General features: G+C 45.9%; 15 protein-coding genes. 10 read left to right on the top strand and 5 right to left on the bottom strand.

The window, feature by feature from the left end; translation table 11 throughout:
• The first annotated feature begins 138 nt into the window (after positions 1-138).
• The 6 genes from NDI42_RS08615 to NDI42_RS08640 all read left to right on the top strand — a co-directional run bounded on the left by NDI42_RS08615 (position 139) and on the right by NDI42_RS08640 (position 7,480).
• Complete coding sequence (locus tag NDI42_RS08615) at positions 139-2,781, top strand: PAS domain-containing sensor histidine kinase (RefSeq protein ID WP_190458130.1); 2,643 nt, start codon at positions 139-141, stop codon at positions 2,779-2,781.
• 164 nt (positions 2,782-2,945) lie between these two features.
• Positions 2,946-3,290, top strand: coding sequence for a DUF4870 domain-containing protein (locus NDI42_RS08620; protein WP_190422322.1), 345 nt, complete (start codon positions 2,946-2,948; stop codon positions 3,288-3,290).
• 232 nt (positions 3,291-3,522) lie between these two features.
• Positions 3,523-4,506, top strand: coding sequence for an alpha-ketoacid dehydrogenase subunit beta (locus NDI42_RS08625; RefSeq protein ID WP_190458132.1), 984 nt, complete (start codon positions 3,523-3,525; stop codon positions 4,504-4,506).
• Between the two features lie 104 nt (positions 4,507-4,610).
• Positions 4,611-6,038 carry a protein translocase subunit SecD gene (gene secD, locus NDI42_RS08630; RefSeq protein WP_190458134.1) on the top strand — a complete coding sequence of 476 codons (1,428 nt, stop codon included), beginning with the start codon at positions 4,611-4,613 and terminating at the stop codon, positions 6,036-6,038.
• Positions 6,035-7,012, top strand: a complete 978-nt coding sequence (gene secF, locus NDI42_RS08635) for a protein translocase subunit SecF (RefSeq protein WP_190458136.1) — start codon at positions 6,035-6,037, stop codon at positions 7,010-7,012. Before secD ends, secF begins: the two co-directional genes overlap by 4 nt.
• An 18-nt stretch (positions 7,013-7,030) precedes the next feature.
• On the top strand, positions 7,031-7,480 hold the full coding sequence (locus tag NDI42_RS08640; RefSeq protein WP_242017762.1) for a hypothetical protein: 450 nt from the start codon (positions 7,031-7,033) through the stop codon (positions 7,478-7,480).
• 104 nt (positions 7,481-7,584) lie between these two features.
• Here the strand turns inward: NDI42_RS08640 and NDI42_RS08645 are convergent, their stop codons facing one another.
• The gene (locus tag NDI42_RS08645) at positions 7,585-9,492 is read right to left on the bottom strand and encodes a PAS domain-containing sensor histidine kinase (RefSeq protein WP_190458138.1); all 1,908 of its coding nucleotides are present in this window, start codon (positions 9,490-9,492) and stop codon (positions 7,585-7,587) included.
• A 366-nt stretch (positions 9,493-9,858) separates the two neighbouring features.
• Positions 9,859-12,216, bottom strand: coding sequence for a helix-turn-helix domain-containing protein (locus NDI42_RS08650; protein ID WP_190458140.1), 2,358 nt, complete (start codon positions 12,214-12,216; stop codon positions 9,859-9,861).
• A gap of 128 nt (positions 12,217-12,344) precedes the next feature.
• Here NDI42_RS08650 and NDI42_RS08655 point away from each other — a divergent pair, with 128 nt between their 5' ends.
• Positions 12,345-12,707 (top strand): hypothetical protein, encoded by a 363-nt coding sequence (locus tag NDI42_RS08655; RefSeq protein WP_190458142.1) that lies wholly within the window; start codon positions 12,345-12,347, stop codon positions 12,705-12,707.
• 68 nt (positions 12,708-12,775) lie between these two features.
• On the opposite strand, the gene NDI42_RS08660 is transcribed toward NDI42_RS08655, so the two are convergent.
• The 3 genes from NDI42_RS08660 to NDI42_RS08670 all read right to left on the bottom strand — a co-directional run bounded on the left by NDI42_RS08660 (position 12,776) and on the right by NDI42_RS08670 (position 19,258).
• The gene (locus NDI42_RS08660) at positions 12,776-14,434 is read right to left on the bottom strand and encodes an ATP-binding protein (protein WP_199311328.1); all 1,659 of its coding nucleotides are present in this window, start codon (positions 14,432-14,434) and stop codon (positions 12,776-12,778) included.
• A gap of 193 nt (positions 14,435-14,627) precedes the next feature.
• The gene (locus NDI42_RS08665) at positions 14,628-15,956 is read right to left on the bottom strand and encodes an arsenic transporter (protein ID WP_190458146.1); all 1,329 of its coding nucleotides are present in this window, start codon (positions 15,954-15,956) and stop codon (positions 14,628-14,630) included.
• Between the two features lie 158 nt (positions 15,957-16,114).
• The gene (locus NDI42_RS08670) at positions 16,115-19,258 is read right to left on the bottom strand and encodes an MFS transporter (RefSeq protein ID WP_190458148.1); all 3,144 of its coding nucleotides are present in this window, start codon (positions 19,256-19,258) and stop codon (positions 16,115-16,117) included.
• A gap of 1,020 nt (positions 19,259-20,278) precedes the next feature.
• Between NDI42_RS08670 and NDI42_RS08675 the strand changes: the two genes are divergently transcribed.
• From NDI42_RS08675 to NDI42_RS08685, 3 genes are read left to right on the top strand one after another with little or no spacing between them, the layout of a single operon-like run.
• The gene (locus NDI42_RS08675; protein ID WP_190422335.1) at positions 20,279-20,479 is read left to right on the top strand and encodes a chlorophyll a/b-binding protein; all 201 of its coding nucleotides are present in this window, start codon (positions 20,279-20,281) and stop codon (positions 20,477-20,479) included.
• Between the two features lie 44 nt (positions 20,480-20,523).
• Positions 20,524-20,721: a high light inducible protein gene (locus tag NDI42_RS08680; RefSeq protein WP_190422337.1), complete on the top strand. Its 198-nt coding sequence runs from the start codon at positions 20,524-20,526 to the stop codon at positions 20,719-20,721.
• Between the two features lie 45 nt (positions 20,722-20,766).
• Entirely contained in the window at positions 20,767-20,976 is a 210-nt protein-coding gene (locus NDI42_RS08685) for a chlorophyll a/b-binding protein (protein WP_190422339.1), read from the top strand.
• Positions 20,977-20,995: the final 19 nt, after the last annotated feature.

Below are 20,995 nucleotides of genomic sequence, written 5' to 3' on the forward strand. Positions count from 1 at the left end.
GGTCGATAATTGGGCAATTCTTCTGAAGAGAGCCTATCTACCCTCTACAAAAAGAATGAATTACCCATGCAGTCCCAAACATTGGCTCGATACTCGTTCTTAGTATCTGGGTAAAAGCGCCAAAAATAAGAAAATTTTATGTTAGAAATTTTACAAAATATTTTTACTTCAAATCAATTTATTCCTCACGGACACTGCTACCTCTGGAAACCAGGGCTAGTGGGGCTAAATATCCTGTCAGATTCTTTGATTGCCCTAGCTTATTATTCAATTCCCTTGCTACTGGTGACAATTGTCCGCAAGCGAGGCGATTTGCCCTTCGACTGGATTTTCATCTTATTTGGCACGTTTATTGTTGCTTGTGGCACAGGGCATCTTTTGGAGATATGGACGCTGTGGCACCCGATATATTGGATTTCGGGGTTGGTGAAAGCACTAACTGCTATAGTGTCCGTTGCTACCGGAATTGTGCTGATGTCGTTGATTCCGAAAATCTTAACCTTGCCCAGCCCCGTCCAGCTAGAAGAAGCCAATCGCAAACTGGAAAAGGAAATTGAGAAGCGCTATCTTGTCGAGGAAAAGCTCCAACTGGCAATGGACAACATTCCGCAGTTCTTGTTCTGGAAAGATAGAAACTCAGTTTACCAGGGTTGTAATCGCAACTTTGCCCTCGCAGCTGGCTTAAACAATCCAGACGATATTATTGGTCTTACAGACTATGAATTGGCTTGGAAGCGTGAGGAATCTGATTTTTTCCGCCAGTGTGATGCGCGTGTGATGGAAAGAGATACACCTGAGTATCACATAATCGAAACCCAACTTCGAGCTGATGGTACAGAAGTTTGGGTAGATACAAATAAAGTCCCGCTACATAACGCGGAAGGTAATGTAATTGGAATTCTTGGTACATACGAAGATATTACTGCTCGCAAACTAGCAGAACAAGAATTGCAAGCTACAGTCGCTGAACTGAGAGCATTGTTTGCAGCAATGTCTGATGTAATTATAGTTATGGACGCTAAAGGTAGCTATCTAAAAATTGCTCCAACAAATCCTTCACTATCGTACAAACCGCCGATAGAGTTACTAGGCAAAACCCTGCACGACGTTTTTCCGAAAGCAGAAGCTGATGCCTTTTTGGGCAATATTCGCCGCGCCTTGGAACAAAGGCAGATGGTGAATACAGAATACAGCATGATAATTGGAAACAATGAATATTGGTTTGCCAATAGCATTTCACCAATTCAGGAAGACTCGGTTATCATTGTGGCGCGAGATATTACCGAGCGTAAAATCCTAGAAAAAGAATTAGCAATGCGCGAGCAATTGTTAAATTTATTTATCACCGCCGCACCTGTGGGAATGTGTATTTTAGATGACCAACTGCGGTATTTGCAAGTCAACGAGGCGTTAGCAGAAACAATCTGTGGCTTGGATGTGGAAAGATTTATCGGAAGACCTATTGGTGAAGTTATTCCCCATGTTGCACCACTAATTGAGCCGATTTATCGCCGGATACTAACAACAGGAGAATCGGTTCTCAACGTTGAAGGGTGTAGCGAAAAAGCGGAGCAACCAGGGGTAATGTGTCATTGGGTGGCTTCTCAATTTGCCATACCCGGAGAGGATGGTAAACCGATGGCTATTGGTGCCATCGTAGCTGATATTAGCGATCGCAAACGAGCAGAAAACGCCCTGCGACAATCAGAAACCGAGTTGAGAAAAAAGAACCAGCAGCTGGAACATACTCTCCAAGAACTCCAACGCACACAAGAACAACTGATTCAAAGCGAAAAAATGTCCAGTTTGGGACAGTTAGTGGCGGGTGTGGCTCACGAAATTAACAATCCAATAAGCTTTATCTACGGCAATCTCACTCACGTCAGCGAGTATACCCAAGAGTTGCTTTCTTTGGTATGCCTTTACCAGCAACACTATCCCCAACCATCCGCTGAAATTGAAACTTTGAGTGAAGAACTCGATTTGGATTTTCTGGCACAAGACTTGCCCAAAATTCTGTCATCAATGAAGAATGGAGCAACCCGCATCCGCGAGATTGTCTTATCTTTGCGGAACTTCTCGCGGCTAGATGAGGCAGAGGTGAAGGCTGTCAATATCCACGAAGGTATTGACAACACGCTGCTAATTCTGCAAAACCGCCTGCATTCTCAGGCGCTAGCTTGGGAAAAAGGAGGAAGACACGCCGAAATTAAAATAATTAAAGAGTATGGGAAACTGCCGCCAGTCAAGTGTTATGCAGGGCAGCTGAATCAGGTATTTTTGAATATCCTCACTAATGCCATTGATGCTCTGGATATGAAGGCTGGGGACTGGGGACAAGAGACAAGGGATTGGGGGCTGGGGACTGGGGACAAGGGACAAGGGACTGGGGATTGGGGACAAGAGACAAGGGACAAGGGACTGGGTAAGAGTCCTTCCAATTCCCAATTCCCAATTCCCAATCCCCAATTCCCAATTCCCAATTCCCAATCCCCAATCCCAAAAATTCGGATTAGCACCGAATTTCAGGGAAACGATTGGGTAGTGGTTCGGATTGCTGATAATGGTTGTGGCATGACCCAAGAGGTTCGGCGTAGGCTGTTTGACCCATTTTTTACCACTAAACCCGTTGGCAAGGGGACTGGTTTGGGGTTGTCAATCAGCTATCAAATTGTGAAAAAGCATGGCGGTATCTTGCAGTGTGTTTCCGCACCAACTCAAGGGGCGGAATTTGTCATCCGGATTCCGATTCAGCAAAAAGTGGGAATTGGTAATTGCTAATCGGTAATTGGGGGAAAAATAAGCAAAATTTATTTGTGCTTATTTACTTTCGCAGGAGAGCCTTTTTCAGGTACGGGAAGCCGCTTTAAGAGTGCGGCTCACCCCCGGCGATCGCGTGTTACATTCAAGGCAACAGAAAAGAATTATCTGCATTAGGGGGAAGGATGTACGACACAGACAAGCGGAAGTTGCTATCGGCACTGGCTCATGGCTCAATCTTTTTTAGCACCGCACTTGTGTCTATCGGACTACCGATTGCGATTTGGTTCGTATCCGAAGACCCAGTTGTGAAAGAAAATGCTAAGGAAGCCATCAACTTCCACTTCAATGTATGGTTGTATGGGGCGATTATTGGAGTGTTAGTTTTTCTAACCCTTGGTTTACTAGGCCCTATCCTGGTGCCTTTAGGGTTTCTTCTCCACTGGGGGCTAACAATTTTGGCAATTACCCATAGTTTGAGCAATACTGACCAAGCTTACCGCTATGCCTTTATTTTTCGCTTACTGTAGTCTTTAGGCTGTTGCGATCGCTAAATCTTTCGTGGCTATAGTTAAGTAGACACATAAAACAGAAATATAAAACCCGTTTTCTCTCGGAAACGGGTTTTATGTCTTAGATACTGGGTCGCTTGGTGCATCCTGATTGCGAATGCTTGTGATGTGCGATCGCTTGCAAAATTCACTGCCCCAAAACGGTAAAATCCTAGTCTGAACCTAAATCTTACTCCTCCTTACCCTAGAAATGGCAGAAACTTTATTCTTCAACGCCCTCCGCGAAGCCATAGACGAAGAAATGGCACGCGATTCAGCTGTATTCGTTCTCGGTGAAGACGTTGGTCACTACGGCGGCTCTTACAAAGTTACCAAAGACTTATACAAAAAATATGGCGACCTGCGCGTACTAGACACCCCCATTGCTGAAAACAGCTTCACAGGGATGGCAGTTGGTGCCGCTATGACCGGACTAAGACCAATTATTGAAGGCATGAACATGGGCTTTTTGCTCCTCGCCTTCAACCAAATCTCCAACAACGCCGGAATGCTACGCTATACTTCCGGCGGTAACTTCAAAATCCCGATGGTGATTCGCGGCCCCGGCGGTGTCGGTCGTCAGTTGGGTGCAGAACACTCTCAGCGATTAGAAGCTTATTTTCAGGCAGTACCCGGTCTAAAAATTGTCGCTTGTTCCACACCTTATAACGCCAAAGGACTACTAAAAGCCGCCATCCGCGACGATAACCCAGTTTTATTCTTTGAACACGTCCTCCTATACAACTTGAAAGAAGATTTACCAGAGGAAGACTATGTGTTGCCTTTGGATAAGGCAGAAGTGGTGCGACAAGGTAAAGATGTAACAATTCTTACCTATTCGCGGATGCGTCACCACGTCATGCAAGCCGTGAAAAACTTGGAAAAGGAAGGTTTTGATCCAGAGGTGATTGACCTGATTTCCCTCAAGCCTTTAGACTTTGATACCATTGGCGCTTCCGTGCGGAAAACCCACCGGGTAATCATCGTGGAAGAATGTATGAAAACTGGTGGAATTGCTGCGGAATTGACAGCATCAATTAGCGATCGCTTATTCGATGAGCTAGATGCACCAGTGCTGCGACTTTCTTCCCAGGATATCCCGACACCTTACAACGGAAATCTGGAACGGCTGACAATTGTGCAACCAGAGCAAATTGTCGAAGCTGTGCAGAAGATGATGGCCTTACAAGTTTAATTTGTCTAGGACAGGTATCTCGCCTGTCCTACTAGACTAACCATCAAAACTGCTGGATTCGCCCAAAAGGGATTATCATAGCATTTGTTTGAGCAAGTTGTGGTATGCAGAGACAGCGTTCCTTATTAGCCCTAATCCTGGTTTTGGTGATTGCTTCCATCACCGTGCTTACCAGAATACCTATTCGGCTGGGATTAGACCTCCAGGGTGGGTCACAATTGACAATTCAGGTGAAACCCACAAAAGAGGTCAAGGAAATCAAGCGCGAAGATTTAGACGCGGTTTTGAAGATAGTAGAAGGCAGAATTAACGGTCTTGGGGTGTCAGAACCCGTGGTGCAAACTGTCGGACAAGACCAAATTTTGGTACAGTTGCCGGGGGTGAGCGACCCGCAGCAGGCGGAACGGGTACTAGGTGGTACCGCGGTGCTGGATTTTCGCCGCCAGAACCTGGTAGTAGGAACGCAACTGGGTGTCAGAGAAACCGAGTTGCAGGAATTACTGCTAAAACAACAGCAGTTGCAGGCGAAAGGAGATGCGACAGCGATCGCCGAAAATAAAGAAGCGATCGCCCAAAAGCAACAACAAATCGCTGAACTCGAACGAGAAGCATTTGAACCCACCGGGCTGTCAGGCAAAAACCTGAAAAATGCCCTTCCTCAACCCACACCAAATGGTGACATTTGGGCTGTAGGTATCAGGTTTGATCCTGACGGAGCCGAAAAATTTGCACAATTAACCAAAGATGTAGCCAAAAATGGCGGCAGGCTGGGTATCTTTCTGGATAATAAGCTGATTAGCGCTCCCGGTGTTGATCCAAAATATGCCCAAACTGGAATTACAGGCGGAAATGCCGAAATTTCCGGCGATTTTACTTTAGAAACCGCTAACGAATTAGCCCTTCAGTTACGAGGCGGTTCCCTACCCTTCCCAGTAGAAATAATCGAAAACCGCACAGTAGGAGCAACGCTAGGACGAGATAGTATCCAAAGCAGTATCTACGCTGGTGTTGGGGGTCTAAGTTTGGTACTGATTTTTATCGGTGTCTATTATCGGCTACCAGGCGTAATTGCTGATGTCGCTTTGGTTATCTACTCGCTGTTGACATTAGCTACCTTTGTTTTATTAGGTGTCACTTTAACCCTACCGGGAATTGCTGGGTTTATTCTCAGTATCGGGATGGCAGTTGATGCCAACGTCCTGATTTTTGAGCGGACGCGGGAAGAATTAAGAGCCGGAAAGAGTTTATATCGCTCTGTGGAGTCTGGCTTTTACCGGGCGTTTTCCAGCATTTTAGACAGTAACGTGACCACCTTGATTGCGTGTGGAGCCTTGTTTTGGCTGGGTTCAGGTTTGGTGAAGGGTTTTGCCCTCACTCTGGCTATTGGAGTTTTGGTGAGTATGTTTACAGCAATTACCTGTAGTCGTACCCTGCTAATGACAGCAATAGGATTTCCACAATTACGCAAACCGGAACTGTATGCTCCGAAGTTGCAGGCATTTGGAAAATCTCAGGCAGGGGCAGGACAATGAAAATAAGTGTAGTCAAAAGGCGATCGCTCTGGTGGACAATTTCCGCCGTCTTCATGCTCGCGGGCATCATTGCGATGGCAATCAACTGGACGCAGATAGGTGCGCCCTTACGTCCCAGTCTGGATTTTGTCGGCGGCACGCGGTTACAATTTGAACTCGACTGTTCTAAGCCGGACAACTGCAACCAACCCATCGACATTCCCGCAGTTCGGGAAGTTTTAGCCGCTCAAGGTTTGGCAGACAGCAGCATCCAAGTTTTAACTAAAAAAGTTGGTGGTGAAACCCAGTATGGGTTATCAATTCGCAGCAAAGCACTCGATGTTGAACAACGCACCAAGCTGCAAAATGCCTTAAGCGAACTCCGAGCCTTCGACCCCCAAAAAACTCAGATAGACACTGTTGGCCCTACCCTCGGACGACAACTTTTTGCCTCTGGACTCCTGGCACTCATCCTATCCTTCGCTGGCATCACCATATACCTAACATTTCGGTTCCAGCTAGACTATGCCTTCTTCGCCTTTGCAGCCCTTTTTCACGATGTTTTGATTACCGTGGGCAGCTTCGCCATTTTAGGTTTGGTTCTAGGTACTGAAGTTGATAGCTTATTTGTCGTGGCGCTGTTAACCATCATCGGTTTCTCCGTCAACGATACCGTAGTGATTTATGACCGAATTCGGGAAGTTGTCAAACTCAATCCAGAGTTGCATATTAATCAGATTGTCGATGATGCTGTTAATCAAACCCTAACGCGGTCAATCAACACCACCTTAAGTACGCTGCTGACCTTGTTTGCCCTCTTTTTCTTTGGCGGCGATACCCTGAAAAACTTTGCCTTAGCCTTGATTATTGGATTCTTTGCTGGTGCTTATTCCAGTATCTTCGTTGCCAGTACCCTATTGGCATGGTGGCGAGAGCGCACAGGTCAATCCAAGGGCATTCCCGCCACTGAACCAAGAACTTCCGATGAAATCTGAATTGGGTGAGGCAAGAGAATGAATCAGCCAAGAGGTGATCAATCAGACCAGAAGCCAGAGGAGCAAACGATTCATCCCTCATGCTTCATCCTTCATCCCTCGGATGATCCCAGCTTTGGGCAACAAGTGCAAAGGTTACACCAGCTGACTGTCTACGGCAGATGGTTGGTTGCCGGGTTACTCTGGATTACTGTTGGCCCCTTAAGCTTGTGGGGCTTGCGTTACCCAATTTCTCTGATGTGGGAACACTTTACTTGGGCGGCATTGCGATATGGTCTTTTTTACAATCCGGTGCCGACACTGGGACTCGCCTTCTGTGTTGGCATGACCGTATCCGTTTTGGTCTGGCAAAGTCGTAACATTTTGTTGGGAATGCCTCATCGGGAACAACAACGCTTAGAGCAACAGGTGTGTCAAATTCGCCGACAAGGGAAAACACACCCACTTTGGAAGTGGGTTTGTCAATAAAATTCTCTCGTTCCCAGCCTCTGACTGAGAACGCATAAAGGGAGGCTTTGCTCACGGTTAGCATTCCCAGCCTCTGACTGGGAATGAGAACTTGTGATTTCTTTTCACGCGCACCGAGACAGAATTGGTTGAGAACGGTACTGCTGAATGGGAATTTTAATCACAAACTCTGCACCCTTCCCTGGTTCGGAAACACAGGTTAATTGACCGCCGTGCTTTTCTACAATAATTTGGTAGCTAATAGATAAGCCCAGTCCTGTCCCTGCGCCCACTGGTTTTGTGGTGAAGAAGGGGTCAAATAACTTTCGACGTACTTCCTCGGTCATCCCGCAACCGTTGTCAATAATCCGGATGAGCACATGATCTGAATCTACAACCTCGGTGCAAATCCGAATCTCTGGGGCTGGGGACTGGGTATTAGGGATTAGGGATTGGGGATTAGGAACCCTTGAAGATTCTTCACCCAGTCCCCAGTCCCTAGTCCCCAGTCCCCATTCCCGATTCCCCAGTTCCAAAGCATCAATGGCATTACTAAGGATATTCATCAATACCTGATTGAGCTGACCAGCATAACAGTCTATGGGTGGCAGGTCGCCATACTCTTTAATGATGGCGATCGCTCTCTGGCCTGGAGTAGCCTTTAAGCGGTCTTGCATCAATTTCAAAGTGCTGTCAATGCCTTCGTGAATATTGACAGACTTCTTCTCTGCTTGGTCGTGGCGCGAGAAGGAGCGCAATGATAAGACAATTTGACGGATGCGATCCGCCCCCAATTTCATTGAGGACAGCAGTTTGGGCATATCTGCCATCACAAAATCTAGGTCGAATTCTTCGAGGAAATCTTCGATTTCCGCAGCTGGTTTGGGATAATGTTTTCCATACAGCTGCAACAACTCCATCAAGCTTTCAATGTAGTGACTGGCGTATTCCAGGTTTCCGTGGATGAAGCTGACGGGGTTGTTTATTTCGTGGGCGACACCTGCCACCAGCTGCCCCAGACTGGACATTTTGGCACTGTGAATCAGCTGGGCCTGAGTTTGTTTTAATTCGCTCAAGGCTTGTTTTAGCTTGGCCGCTTTTTCTCTCAATTGGGCTTCTGATTGCCCTCTGGCTTCCTCAGCCGCTTTGCGCTCGACAACTTCTTTTAAAAGAAGCTCGTTGGCTGCTTTTAGCTCAGTGGTGCGTTCTTCGACTCGTCTTTCTAAATCGTCGTTAGCTTTTTCCAGTGCAACTTGTGCAAGTTTGCGCTCAGTGATATCGCGCGTCACGGTAGCGAAGCCGCGCAGCCATCCGTCTTCGCCTCGCAAGGCTGTTACTACGACATTTGCCCAAAACTGCGAACCGTCTTTGCGTAAGCGCAATGTTTCGCATTCAACCCGGCCTTCCATTGCCGCTTTTTTCAGGACTTGCTCTGGCTTGCCTTTTTGGATATCTTCGCTGGGGAAAAAGCTGGAGAAATGCTGACCGAGAATTTCACTGGCTTGATAGCCGTTAATTCCTTCTGCACCTTTGTTCCAGCTGATAATCTTGCCGGTGGTATCCAGCATATAAATGGCATAATCTTTGACATTCTTGACTAGCAAGCGGAAACGCTCTTCACTTTCCCGCAGCGCCTCGTCTGATTGTTTGCGCTCAGTAATATCACGGGCAGTGGCGTAAATCAGTTGTTCTTCATGGCAGACGGCGGCGTTCCACAAAAGCCACTTGTAGGAGCCATCCTTGCAGCGAAAGCGATTCTCAAAGGAAATAGTTTCTGTGCTACTGGAAATTTCCTGCAACTGAGCGATGGTAGCTTGACGGTCTTTGGGATGGATAAATTCGATCCACTGTTTAGCCGAAAGCTGATCGGTTGTGAATCCCAGCGTTTTTTCGCACATCGGGTTAAGTTGCTTGAAGTAGCCGTCGAAACCGGCTACGAAAAACATATCCAGAGAGAGCGTAAAAAAACGGTTTTTCTTGACTTCCAATCCTCTGCTATCGCTAATTCGGGGTTTTGCCGCCTGCATTGTCATTTTTCACCTACCTATTTTCCTTAAATGCACTCCTCCATGCTTCCCCTGATTTCTACTGAGACTTAGGTCTTTACTAAATTGACATCTTTATGTGGAGTTTACACATAATATAGTTTTTTATGGATGCCTTGACAATTATTAACGAAAATTATATAAAGTATTCGGATTTTGCTGTAGAATCCCTGCTGCCCGGTTAGAGAGGATTGGGATTTTCATCCCAAAGGAAAATCGCGATCCCATATCTAACACCAGGGAACAAGCTTTGCCAAGGGTTTTCCGCCACGATTGGCGCAGCCTGCGTGGGGTGCGCTTATAAGGGCGAACAAACTCTCGTCCGCGCAACGGGAGGCTAGGACGCGATCGCGCTCAATCTCTGGGTGTGCGTTTCTCAATCTCAGCGATGGGTAATAATAGAGTGTCTTCAATATGCGATCGCGTTTTGTCACTTACATCACCGCTACTATTCAGGCAATCCACCAGTAACCGATTAGCATCATAGTATTGCCTTAGCTTTTGCTTCTGTTGAGGGCTGAACTGCCAACTATCGCTGATATTTTTACGTGGAATGCTTGACATCACATCTGAGAGTTGCTGAAGCCAAGCTTCACCCTTTGCTTGAAACCATGTCTCAAGTTTTTCTATACCTTCACGTACCTTAGGTAAATGGTGTTTTTTGAGTTTTTTCAGTGAAACTAATTTAAGGTTAGGTTCGCTTGTAATTAGCTCAGGCTTATCTATACTAATTAATTGACGAACCATCCATATAAAGTCAACTTCGTCTGGTAATTGATTTTTGATATCTTGCAGAGAGCGACGCAGCTCAGGTTTAATGTCTAGTTTAGGATCGAGGCTACGGTCAATACCGGACACAATCTCTAATGCAAAGTCAATATTGTCAAGCTCGGTAGTCTTCAATTCACTGAACGGGGAGGTAGGGTCAAGAGGAAGGAGAAAGTTAAGGATGTATCCAAGCGCACTTGCAAGGTCAAAAGTGATCTCATAATCAATAGCTAATATAATGTCCATGCTATGAGCATCTGCGGCTGCTTCCGAAATTTTATTGTCAATTTCAACGCTCAAATACCAGGAAATTTTAAGGGCAAGGGCAAGGTATAAGGCTCGAATAAGTGCTGATTTATAGGGAAGTTTGGAGAAAAGAGCTTGCTGTTTTTGGTATACCCCTGTTAGGAAATTCTGCAATTTTTTATCATCAGCTACCATGACATCAATCTGTTGCTTAATTAATGTCATGATCTTGTCAATCGATTCTTCACTCGATTTTAATCTCGCTATCGCTTCCGCCTGTATCATTGGATGGAGCCAGTATCCTGCTGGTTGAAATGCCACCAACTTCCCTTGAGATTGCAGGTTTTCAAAACCTAGCATCCATCCTTGTTTTTTTGGAAAATGTAAAAATAACTCATTTTCCCAAAATTTAGGGATATCCTCTCGTTTTTCTTTTTTATATTCAACTAAACAGCTACGTTGCAAGGATTCAATGGCTTGTCTTTGTTCTTCTTTGGACAGATCCCAAAGTAAACAAGAAAGTCCAATATAGGGAATTTGAGGAATGTTTTGATAGGGATATAATCCTAAGCGACAAAGTAATTTATAGGCTTTAATATCGAACTCTAGCAGACGATCGAACTGACTAGCAATTAAATCTTTTATCTCTCCCTTTAACAAAAATTCTTGATTATCTTGCCAATAAGCTTCTAAATCACCGTCATAATCTGATTGGATCAGATTATGGAGAACTTTCATAGCTAGGGCGTTTCCCCCGTAGGCTTTGTGGATGGAACTCAAAGCTGAAGAATGAGTATTAATCTCGAATCTGCTGAAAAACTCTTGCCACGCTTCCTCGTCTAGCCCTGGCAAGGGGTAAGGCTTAATTAAGGTTAACTTAGCCTCATTCAAACGAGCGCGGCTCGTAATCAATGTGATAGACTTTACCGTTGGATGAATTAAGACTCTACTAAGTAGTTCTACATAATCACGATGGGGTTTATTCAACTTGCCGTTTTCATCTAGAGCAGTTTCAATATTATCAATTAGTACTCCAATTTTTTGATTCTGGAGCTTGCATCTAAGTTGCTCCAGTAGCATATCAAAATTATCCTCTAGCTTCTCTACCTTGAAGTATTCTCTTAGTTGAAACTTAATCCAGCGTTCTACAGAAGTTATACACTGGGCATCCATTCCTACCTGGAGTTCCAGATACTCTAGTCTTTGAGTCTTGAAGTATTGGTGAGCCAGGGTTGTTTTGCCTACGCCGCCTTTGCCATAAATGCCAATAGTTTTTGCATTCTGACTACCGACAAGGGTGTTGAGGTGCGCGATCGCTTCCTCACGCCCCACAAAATCAGCATTCTTTTTCCCTTCATCTGGCTGTGGGGGTTGTGGGACTTCTGCTGAGTGTTGTGATCGCCATCTCTCCAGCGCTGTCCGAAAATTCGTTTTTCTAACCTTTTCCCCTAATACTTCTGACAATAGCTTCCATAACTCAGAACCTTCATTTTTTATGTGTTGAGAAGTATAGTCGTGGGTTTCAGCAATATCATCATAATTTTGACCTTGCCAAGAGCCTCGAAGGATAAGCACTTCGATATCTGCCAATTTTCTTCCTTTTTTGGAAAAAATGGCTTGATTTGCAACTTTTAATGCTACTTCCAATGCTTCTTCGGCGTTCATCAAGCAGTGAGTATAAAATTGATTCTTTGGCATAACCTTACTTTTTTGGACTAAATCGGACTATCAATCTCCTTAATTTATAGTACCGACAAATTTTTAGATTGGAATCAGAATGATTGCATGAGTTGACTAATGCAACTATCGAGGATTTCAAGCAAACTATGAATATTCAAGTCACACCCACCATAGAAGTTTTAAATGTTGACTGCATGGAATTAAAATTTCAAGGTCATTCCTTGCGGTATGCGGGAACGGCAGAGGATTTAAAGTTGGTTGCTGAAGACTTGTGTTTAGCACTTCGTCTCAGTAAGACTGCTTGGATTAAAGTGCCACTAGAGTTCAGGGATTTAGTGCGTGTCTATGTAGGCAGACATCTACAGGGACTTTTACTACCAGAAGAGGTCCAGACAGTCAACCAGAATGGAATTGATTATCTGATGAATTCTACCAATAAACGAACTGCACTTCAGTTTATGAAGTGGTTTTACGAGGAGGCGCTTCGCTCTATTCACAAGAAAGCTTAATACTAATCTTGAAGCCCGCGCAGGCGGGCTTTGTTTGTATAGCCGCGAATTCTATTCGTTCGGTATTTTCACGCACACCGAGACAGAGTAGATTCACAATTGGACTGCTGAATGGGAATCTCAATTAAAAACTCTGTACCAATCCCTGGTTCGGAAACACAGGTCAATTTACCGCAGTGTTTTTCCACTACAATCTGATAACTAATTGATAACCCTAAACCACTACCTTTGCCTACAGATTTCGTTGTAAAGAAGGGGTCAAATAGACGTTGCTGCACTTCTGATGTCATCCCAACGCCGTTGTCTGTAATGCGAATTAATACTTGATTGTTATCTCCTACTTCGGTGCGAATCTGAATCTGTGGGATTGGGGATTGGGGATTGGGTATTAGGGATTGGGTATTAGGAATTGGGGATTGGGAATTGGAAGGACTCTTACCCAATTCCTTGTCCCCTGTCCCTTGTCCCTTGTCCCCACTCCCCAGCCCCCAGTCCTCAGTCCTCATTTCCACAGCTTCAATGGCATTGCAGAGGATATTCATAAATGCTTGATTGAGTTCTCCAGCATTGCAAGCTACTAACGGAAGGTCGCCATACTCTTTATGCACAGAAATGTCGGGGCGTTGCCCTTGTCCTTTGAGCCGGTTTTGCAAAAATAGTAGTGTGCTGTCAATGCCTTCGTGAATATCGACTGGCTTACCTTCGGCTTCGTCGAGTCGAGAGAAGTTTCGCAAGCTAAGAACAATATCACAAATGCGTTCTGATCCCAGTTGCATTGATGATAAGAGTTTCGGCAAGTCCAATATCAGAAAATCAAGGTCAATTGCCTCCATTTCTTCTTGAATTTCTGGCACAGGTTCGGGATAATGCTTGGCATAGAGATACACTAGGTGCAGCAAATCGTAGGCGTAATCGCTGGCATGAGCTAAATTACCGTGTATGTAGTTGACGGAGTTATTAACTTCGTGGGCGACACCTGCAACAATTTGCCCCAGGCTGGACATCTTTTCTGTTTGAATTAGTTGGGTTTGGGTGCGCTGGAGTTCGTACAGGGTTTGTTCTAGTTTGGTTGCTTGTTGTCTAGATTGCGCTTCTGATAACCGCAGAGCTTCTGTTGCTAACTGATGAATTTGCGAGTGGGCGTATAGTAACTGATGCACGTCTAAGAGTTTGTAGGCTCCTGATAGTTGCACTACAATCGGTTCGCACATTGATTCAGGCGATCGCTCTAATGACTGCTGCACTGTTTCTACAATTGAGGCGTTGCGATCGCATACTAATGTTTTGCTTTGGGCAAAGCTGTATAGCGCCAGTACAGGACGTTTGGAAAATAATTCTAAACTGTAGGGACGGCTCATGCACTCAAAAAACTGCCGCCGCGAAATCATCCCTACGAAATTACCCCCGTCGGCAATAATGATGCCTGGAAGCAACGGGTTAGCTTCAAAAAGCTTACTTACTTCCTCGGTGGTACATTCCAAATCGATGCAAGCGTCGTGGAGAGTTAATTCCTCCAATGTAGAATCCAAATTTAGAGGCGATGCTTGGAGGGACGCTTCTACTGGGTGTTGTTCAAACTCTTGAGTTGGTTGGCAGGCTACTAGGGTTTCTGATGCTTTATTAGTCCATGACAACGGCGTTGCTTGCTTTTGGCAGCCACGGGCTTCTTCTGAGTAGATGCGCCAGTTAGAAGTGTTTTCTGGAAAAGTTTTAGGCATCAGTACCATAAGCACCTCTCTAAATTTACTGAATCGCTATGCTACTATTCAGCTTTTTCAAAAACTGCGTGTTGACACTGATCAATACAGTCTTGCGATCTGACGTTCCGGATTTTGTGATAAAGATCAACAAAGTAAATTTACTTAAACTTGCTTAAACTTTACGAAGTGTTCATGAATTAAGCCTCTATCTCTGGAATAATTAGGCAACTAGCCAGGGTAGCCAGATTGCCAAAGTTAAGAGTGTTACAAATAGCACTGGCAATGTCAGGATGAAGGCAACGGGAATATACTCACCCCAGCTGATGAAGAGTCCTTTACGAGCTAGAATGTGCAGCCATAGCAGAGTAGACAGGCTGCCGATGGGCGTTATCTTTGCCCCCAAGTCGCAGCCTATGACATTTGCATATATCATTGCCTCGCGGATCTCTGGGGAAGAACTACTGATATCTTTAATTGCCAAGGCATTAATTAACACAGTGGGCAAATTGTTCATTACGCACGACAGCAGGGTTGCCAAAAAGCCTGTACCTATTGTGGTAAGGGTGATTCCCCAGTGAGATAGATTTTCTAAACTCAAGCTGAGGAAAGTTGTTAAGCCAGCATTCCGCAGCCCGAAGACGACTAGATACATTCCCAAGCTGAAGAGAACTACTTGCCAAGGGGCAACTCGCAAAACTTGGCGGAGGTTAATGACTGGGCGGACTGAGGGTTGGAACCATCGCCCCGCTAAAGCTAGCATGACAAATGCGCCCAACCCAGCGACTAAGGAAACTGGTATGTTTAAGGGTTCGGCTAAGAAGTATCCGCTTAGTAGCAAGCCTAAAATGGGGAAACTCCAACGGAACACTAGGCGATCGCGTATGGCAGTAGACGGGTTTGGCAGAGTGGCACTATAACTACTGGGAATGTTTCGCTGAAAGTAGAACCAGAGGACGCTTAAACTGCTGACAACTGCGACAACATTCACTGGCACCATCACCAAGGCGTAGCGCAAAAAGGAAATCTGGAAATAGTCGGCGGAGATGATATTAACCAGGTTGCTGACGGATAGGGGCAGACTGGTGGCGTCGGCAATGAAGCCGCAAGCCATGATAAAGGCAAGGATAGCTTGACTACCAAAGCCCAGTGCTAGCAGCATTTCCATCACCGTTGGTGTCCAAATTAAGGCGGTGCCATCGTTGGTAAATACCGCTGTAATAGCTGCTCCCAATAAGACAATCAGGGCAAAAAGTAAATTGCCTTTACCCCTGCCCCACCGGGCGATATGAAGTGCCAGCCAAAGGAAAAATCCAGCTTCATCCAGAATTAGGGAAATTACGATCAGTGCCACCAGGGTGAAGGTGGCGTTCCAGACAATTTGCCAGACTTGGGGGATGTTCTGCAAGGTGACGACACCTGTGGCAAGTGCCAGCAATGCTCCTCCGCCGGCGCTAAAGCCGATTCCCAAACCTCGCGGCTGCCAGATGACGAGGGTAAGAGTGAGGATAAAGATAGCGATCGCCCAAACAGAAGATGCTGTCAAGCTCATGGCTATTTGTGCATATACTTACTTCGCTTTTGGCATAATACTAAATCTGCCTAAAGGTGTAATTAATACGAAAAAAAGCCTCTCTAGGAGAGGCTGAAATAAATTTGATTCATCTCATTCCCAGACGGGAGCCTGGGAAGTATAGAAGGTTTCTACTTTTAATCGACTCCGGCGACGGCTAAAGCGCCAGCGATCGCGCTGACAATACCTGAAACTGCCGCAGTCCCAAACAGCCACCAAGCAGCAGAGGCGGCAGCTTTGCGGGTTTCTTCCGCTTGTCGCTGCGCTTGATACTTCACTTCGTCTAAGCGGCGTTGGGCTTGCTGTTGGAGGCGATCCACTCGTTGCAGTACGCTGTTGCGTGCGCCTTCAATTTGATCGACAAGTCGGTTAGCATCTGCCTCGGAGATATCCTCGCGGGAAGACATAATGGCAACCAGAGTGTTGCGATCGAAATGGGAGAGGCGATCTTTAAGCGAATCAAACCCAGCTTGCGGATCGTCAAACAACTGGCGAACATCTTTCTTGATGCTGTCATAGTTGAGCTCCGGGCGATCCAAGGAGTTGAGGTAGTTGCGAATTTGGGCAAAAATGCCGTCAATCGTGCTTTGAATTCGTCGCTGAATGCTGCGAATTTGCTCAACAAATTGGTCGCGTACCGAGAGGACTTGATCCACAATTCGGGCAGCTTCTTCCTCAGAGATATCCTGGCGTTGCGACAGCAGAGAGATCATCGTATCGCGGTCGATGTGGGACAGACGATCTGTAATGCTCTCAACTCCGGTGCGCGGATCGTGCAGCAACAACTGCAAATCGCGCTTAATTGCTTCTGGGTTGAGTTCGTCTTTGCCAGTATTCCGCAGGTAGTCTTCCAGGGTGCTTTGGAAATCCTGAATTTGTGCCTGAGTCCGGGTGGCAAGGCGACGGGGCGCTTTGACGATGCTTTTGATCGTACCCTGCACCTGATCGATGATTTGATTTACCTGATCTTCACTGAGGTCTTGCCGCTGACTCAGTAGCTTCACCAAGGTATCGCGGTCTACTTGAGAGAGACGTTGCCGCAGTGCGGTCGCACCTTGTTTGGGGTCAGAGAGCAGTCTGGTCAAATCCCGCTGGATGCCTTCGGGATTCAGTTCATCCTTGCCTGTGTTTCGCAGGTACTCTGTTAGAGCAGTGCTGGTTTTGTCTACCTGCTGTTTGGCTTTATCCATGACCATTTGCGGTGCATGGACAACGTTGCTCCAAGAATTTTGTACCTGATCGATGATTTGATTGACCTGATCTTCGCTCAAGTCTTGCCGCTGACTTAGTAGCTGGACTAAGGTATCGCGGTCAAAGCGAGAACCCCTTGCTTGTAGCGCCGATAGTCCGGCTTGCGGGTCGGAAAGGAGAGTTTTTAGATCCCGCTGGATGCCTTCCGGATTCAGTTCGTCTTTACCTGTGTTCCGGAGATAGGACTCTAAATTCACCCACAGCGCCTCGGTTTCGGATTTTACCCGGTCTTGCAGAGCTTGGGATTCAATTAGGACGCGATCGCGCGATTGTTCCAGATTGGCACTGATTTGATCGGCTTGTTCCTCGGTGATGTCTGTACGTCCCCGGAGCAATTGCATTAAAGCATAGCGATCGTACAAAGCAAGGCGACGCTCAAGTGTGTCGTGGTCGGCATCTGAATCTTCCAGCACCCGTTTGAAATTGTCATTGATGCCTTGTGCAGTCAGTTCAGTTGTGGGAGCCGTTTGGATATATTCTTCCACTCGGCGACGCAGATCCTGCGTCTTTTCTTCTTCCTCAGCTGCCCGCACTGTCACCAAAACTTCTTGGCGGATACCTTCTAATTGATCGGCAATGTCGTTGATTTTGTCTTGGGTAAATACGCCCCGTTGTTGCAGCAGGTTGGCAAAATATCCCCTGTCTACTTGCTCTAATTCGCGGCGAATTGTCCCCGGATCGGCTTGGGGATCGTAGATGACTTCTTTAAATTCCCGGTTGAGTCCTGGTCGAGTGATCTGCCAGGAGTAGGTGTTGAGCAGGTAGTTTTCTACATCGGCTCGAATGGTGCTGTAGGGGAGTTCTGGTTTAACTCCTGCTTGTGTCGCTAGTTTGTCAGTTTGCTCGGTTACTTTGTCTTTAGCTTTGGAGAGTGAACTTAAGATGGTTTGCACATCTAAATCTGAGAGATCCGTGCGCCCCATTGCCAATCCCATGAGGGTAGTTAAACCCTGCTGAACGGTTAGCTGAATTGGGCCTGGAGCTGCTTCGTCAGCTGATTTTTGATCGGATTTCTTAGAGTCGCGCACCTCTGCAATCAGCTGGTCGAGTTTGGCGTTGATGTCATCTGACTTCACTTGACCCGGTTGTGCAGACTTAAGATAGTTGAGCAGTTCGCCCATCCGATCTGTTTGTTGCTCTCGCGATCCCACGGCTTGCCGCCATACACCTTCGAGTTGGTCTACGATGCGGTTCATGTCGCGTTTTGAGAGGTCTGTGCGATCGCTTACCAAATTTATAAATGTTTGGCGGTCGATGTTGCGGAGATTGTCGGTGTTAGCGATCGCTTTTAGTTGCGGGTCACTCAGCAATCTTTCAAATTCACCCCGAATCTTTTGCATATCGAGTTCTGGGGGACGCAAAGCGCCTAAATAATCCTCCAGCGTCTCGCGGATGCTGGAAGGATCTATCCCCGATCCCAGTTCTCGCCGCACTGCTGCTGCTGCCGCCTCTGCGGTTGACACAACTTGATTGTTGACGGCTTGTGCGCCAATTGCTGCGGTTGCTGTGCCGACAATTGCTTGAAAGCCACTGGTTGCAGTATTAACGACCGAACCCACTAACGATCCCACTGTCGTTGAACTTACCCAAAATAGCAGGCAGAAGTAGGTTGCCCAAATTACCAAACCAATAATGGCACCTAAACCGCTACTGCTAACCAGGGTGAGTTTCACAGCCAGGAAACACGCGATCGCTAACGCAATTGTGACAGTCACCAGCGTCCAAATTCCGACTGCTGTCCCTATTTTACGAATTGTCCCGCCCAAGCTGCCAGATTCATTATCACTAGAACTTGAATCTGATTGATGACCTAAGTAAGAAATCCCGGCGGCGACGGAGAGGTTTGTTAACAGTAATTGCAATGCAAACGCCAGCACCACCCCAGCAATCAGCGCCACAAAAAACTCTGGCCCTGAAAATACAAGTGCCGCTCGTTCTGGCGTGTTCACTGCTGGATCGACTGGCGTAAGTTGCCCTATCCAAAATAGCGCTTTGTCCAGTTCCATTATTCCTGACGTAGTTTCAAACATGGTTTTTCCTTCCCAGAACCTTAAAGCCAGCGCAAATTATAAATTAAGTAAGTAGTCATTATGAACTGCCTCCACTATCAGCCACGAAAATCTGCGTTTTTGGCACCCTTAGCCTACTTTTTTTCTGCCACTTTTTCACTCATTCTTGATTCTTGGTCAAGTTATGCTGGTCAATTTAAGAGTATAATGACCACGACATAACCCGCTTTTTTCAAAAAAACGGGTTTTTTGTGTTTTTGGCTTCTTTCTACTCACCTACTTAAGCAGGAACTCTGTATTTGTGGCAAAAATCGCCTATGTACGTCAGAATCGCCGACTACGGCAGGTTACAGCATCCTCCTGAGGTCTGAAATATATGCCTTTGGTAGGATGAGGGGCCTAGGCTACAGGAGGATAGCTGCTCAAAAGAGCAGCTAGAGGGAGAGGATGCGATCGCGACTGACAGTTCAATTTAAGTAGTAAAACAATAATATCTAACGAAAGCCTAGCTTTCTCTATTTAATTTGTTTGCTTAAAACACCCAGGAGTAATTTATAGCTAATTCAAGTTTTTACAACTGGGAAATTATTGTCGATAAGCTAAATTTTATAGGTATTAACACTTGATTCAATTTATACCTATTTTCATTAGTAATGCTACACATTAGCCATCTTTTTTGCTTGGTTGAAGGAATTGGTTGGTAGCCCATCAAATCTCTACACAAATGATATTCCCACCCGCCGTTAGCAACAAAAGCGTCCTATCTTAGTCGAGAATAACAATTTTGTCGCCCTGACTCTTTCTTGCCCTCTTTCGGTAGGCTTACCTTTCCCAAAATACCTCAAAAGCGTCCTATCTTAGCCGAGAAAAACAATTTTGTCGCCCTAGCTCTTTCTTGCCCTCTTTCGATAGGCTTACCTTTCCCAAAATACCTCAAAATCCTCCCTTAGAAGGGTGTGCAGGTTGCTACTACAGGCAGAGAGCCTATTGAGTGAGGATGCTTAGTATAAAAGTACAAAGATTTATTAAGGACTGTAAACAATGGAAACTCGCCCTACTGATTTACCTACAACTTCCAAAGCCTTTAATGGTATTGACCGTAACGCCTTTATCTTTGGCTGGAATCCCCAAGCAGAACTGTGGAACGGACGCTTAGCAATGATTGGTTTCCTTGCTTACCTACTGTGGGATTTAGCTGGTTATAGCGTACTTCGCGACGTGCTGAACTTGGTTGGATACTAAATTCCTCAAGTTCGCATTTTGATTGATCGTTAGGAGCAAAAACAATGGAAAAAAACACCCTTGATTTACCTCCTGTTGCTAAAGCTTACAACAACGTTGACCGTAACGCTTTTATTTTTGGTTGGAATCCCCAAGCAGAACTGTGGAACGGACGCTTAGCTGCCATCGGTTTTATTGCCTACCTAGTGTGGGATATTGCTGGCGTTAGCTTCCTTCGTGATGTACTGCCAATCATTAAATAACAATTAAATCCTTCACTACACACTTTATTCAGGAGCCAAAAACTAATGCAATCTCGCCCTACAACTACAACTCCACCTGTTGCTACCGAATTCAATGGTAAAGATCGTAATGCTTTCCTCTTTGGCTGGAATCCCCAAGCCGAACTGTGGAATGGACGCTTAGCTATGATCGGTTTTCTTGCCTACTTACTTTGGGATCTGGCTGGCTATAGCGTACTTCGCGACGTGCTGCACCTGGTTTCATACACCCACTAGAAAAGCAAAAATAAAAAGG

Source organism: Funiculus sociatus GB2-C1, from assembly GCF_039962115.1.
In the GTDB taxonomy this organism is placed as follows: Bacteria; Cyanobacteriota; Cyanobacteriia; order Cyanobacteriales; family FACHB-T130; genus Funiculus; species Funiculus sociatus.

What these genes read in the sequence shown, in the direction of transcription:
- NDI42_RS08645 (WP_190458138.1), bottom strand. Translation starts at nt 9,492, where the DNA reads ATGACAATGCAGGCGGCAAAACCCCGAATTAGCGATAGCAGAGGATTG.
- NDI42_RS08675 (WP_190422335.1), top strand. Translation starts at nt 20,279, where the DNA reads ATGGAAACTCGCCCTACTGATTTACCTACAACTTCCAAAGCCTTTAAT.
- secD (WP_190458134.1), top strand. Translation starts at nt 4,611, where the DNA reads ATGCAGAGACAGCGTTCCTTATTAGCCCTAATCCTGGTTTTGGTGATT.
- NDI42_RS08640 (WP_242017762.1), top strand. Translation starts at nt 7,031, where the DNA reads ATGAATCAGCCAAGAGGTGATCAATCAGACCAGAAGCCAGAGGAGCAA.
- NDI42_RS08670 (WP_190458148.1), bottom strand. Translation starts at nt 19,258, where the DNA reads ATGTTTGAAACTACGTCAGGAATAATGGAACTGGACAAAGCGCTATTT.
- NDI42_RS08615 (WP_190458130.1), top strand. Translation starts at nt 139, where the DNA reads ATGTTAGAAATTTTACAAAATATTTTTACTTCAAATCAATTTATTCCT.
- NDI42_RS08665 (WP_190458146.1), bottom strand. Translation starts at nt 15,956, where the DNA reads ATGAGCTTGACAGCATCTTCTGTTTGGGCGATCGCTATCTTTATCCTC.
- NDI42_RS08680 (WP_190422337.1), top strand. Translation starts at nt 20,524, where the DNA reads ATGGAAAAAAACACCCTTGATTTACCTCCTGTTGCTAAAGCTTACAAC.
- NDI42_RS08685 (WP_190422339.1), top strand. Translation starts at nt 20,767, where the DNA reads ATGCAATCTCGCCCTACAACTACAACTCCACCTGTTGCTACCGAATTC.
- NDI42_RS08625 (WP_190458132.1), top strand. Translation starts at nt 3,523, where the DNA reads ATGGCAGAAACTTTATTCTTCAACGCCCTCCGCGAAGCCATAGACGAA.
- NDI42_RS08660 (WP_199311328.1), bottom strand. Translation starts at nt 14,434, where the DNA reads ATGGTACTGATGCCTAAAACTTTTCCAGAAAACACTTCTAACTGGCGC.
- secF (WP_190458136.1), top strand. Translation starts at nt 6,035, where the DNA reads ATGAAAATAAGTGTAGTCAAAAGGCGATCGCTCTGGTGGACAATTTCC.
- NDI42_RS08650 (WP_190458140.1), bottom strand. Translation starts at nt 12,216, where the DNA reads ATGCCAAAGAATCAATTTTATACTCACTGCTTGATGAACGCCGAAGAA.
- NDI42_RS08655 (WP_190458142.1), top strand. Translation starts at nt 12,345, where the DNA reads ATGAATATTCAAGTCACACCCACCATAGAAGTTTTAAATGTTGACTGC.
- NDI42_RS08620 (WP_190422322.1), top strand. Translation starts at nt 2,946, where the DNA reads ATGTACGACACAGACAAGCGGAAGTTGCTATCGGCACTGGCTCATGGC.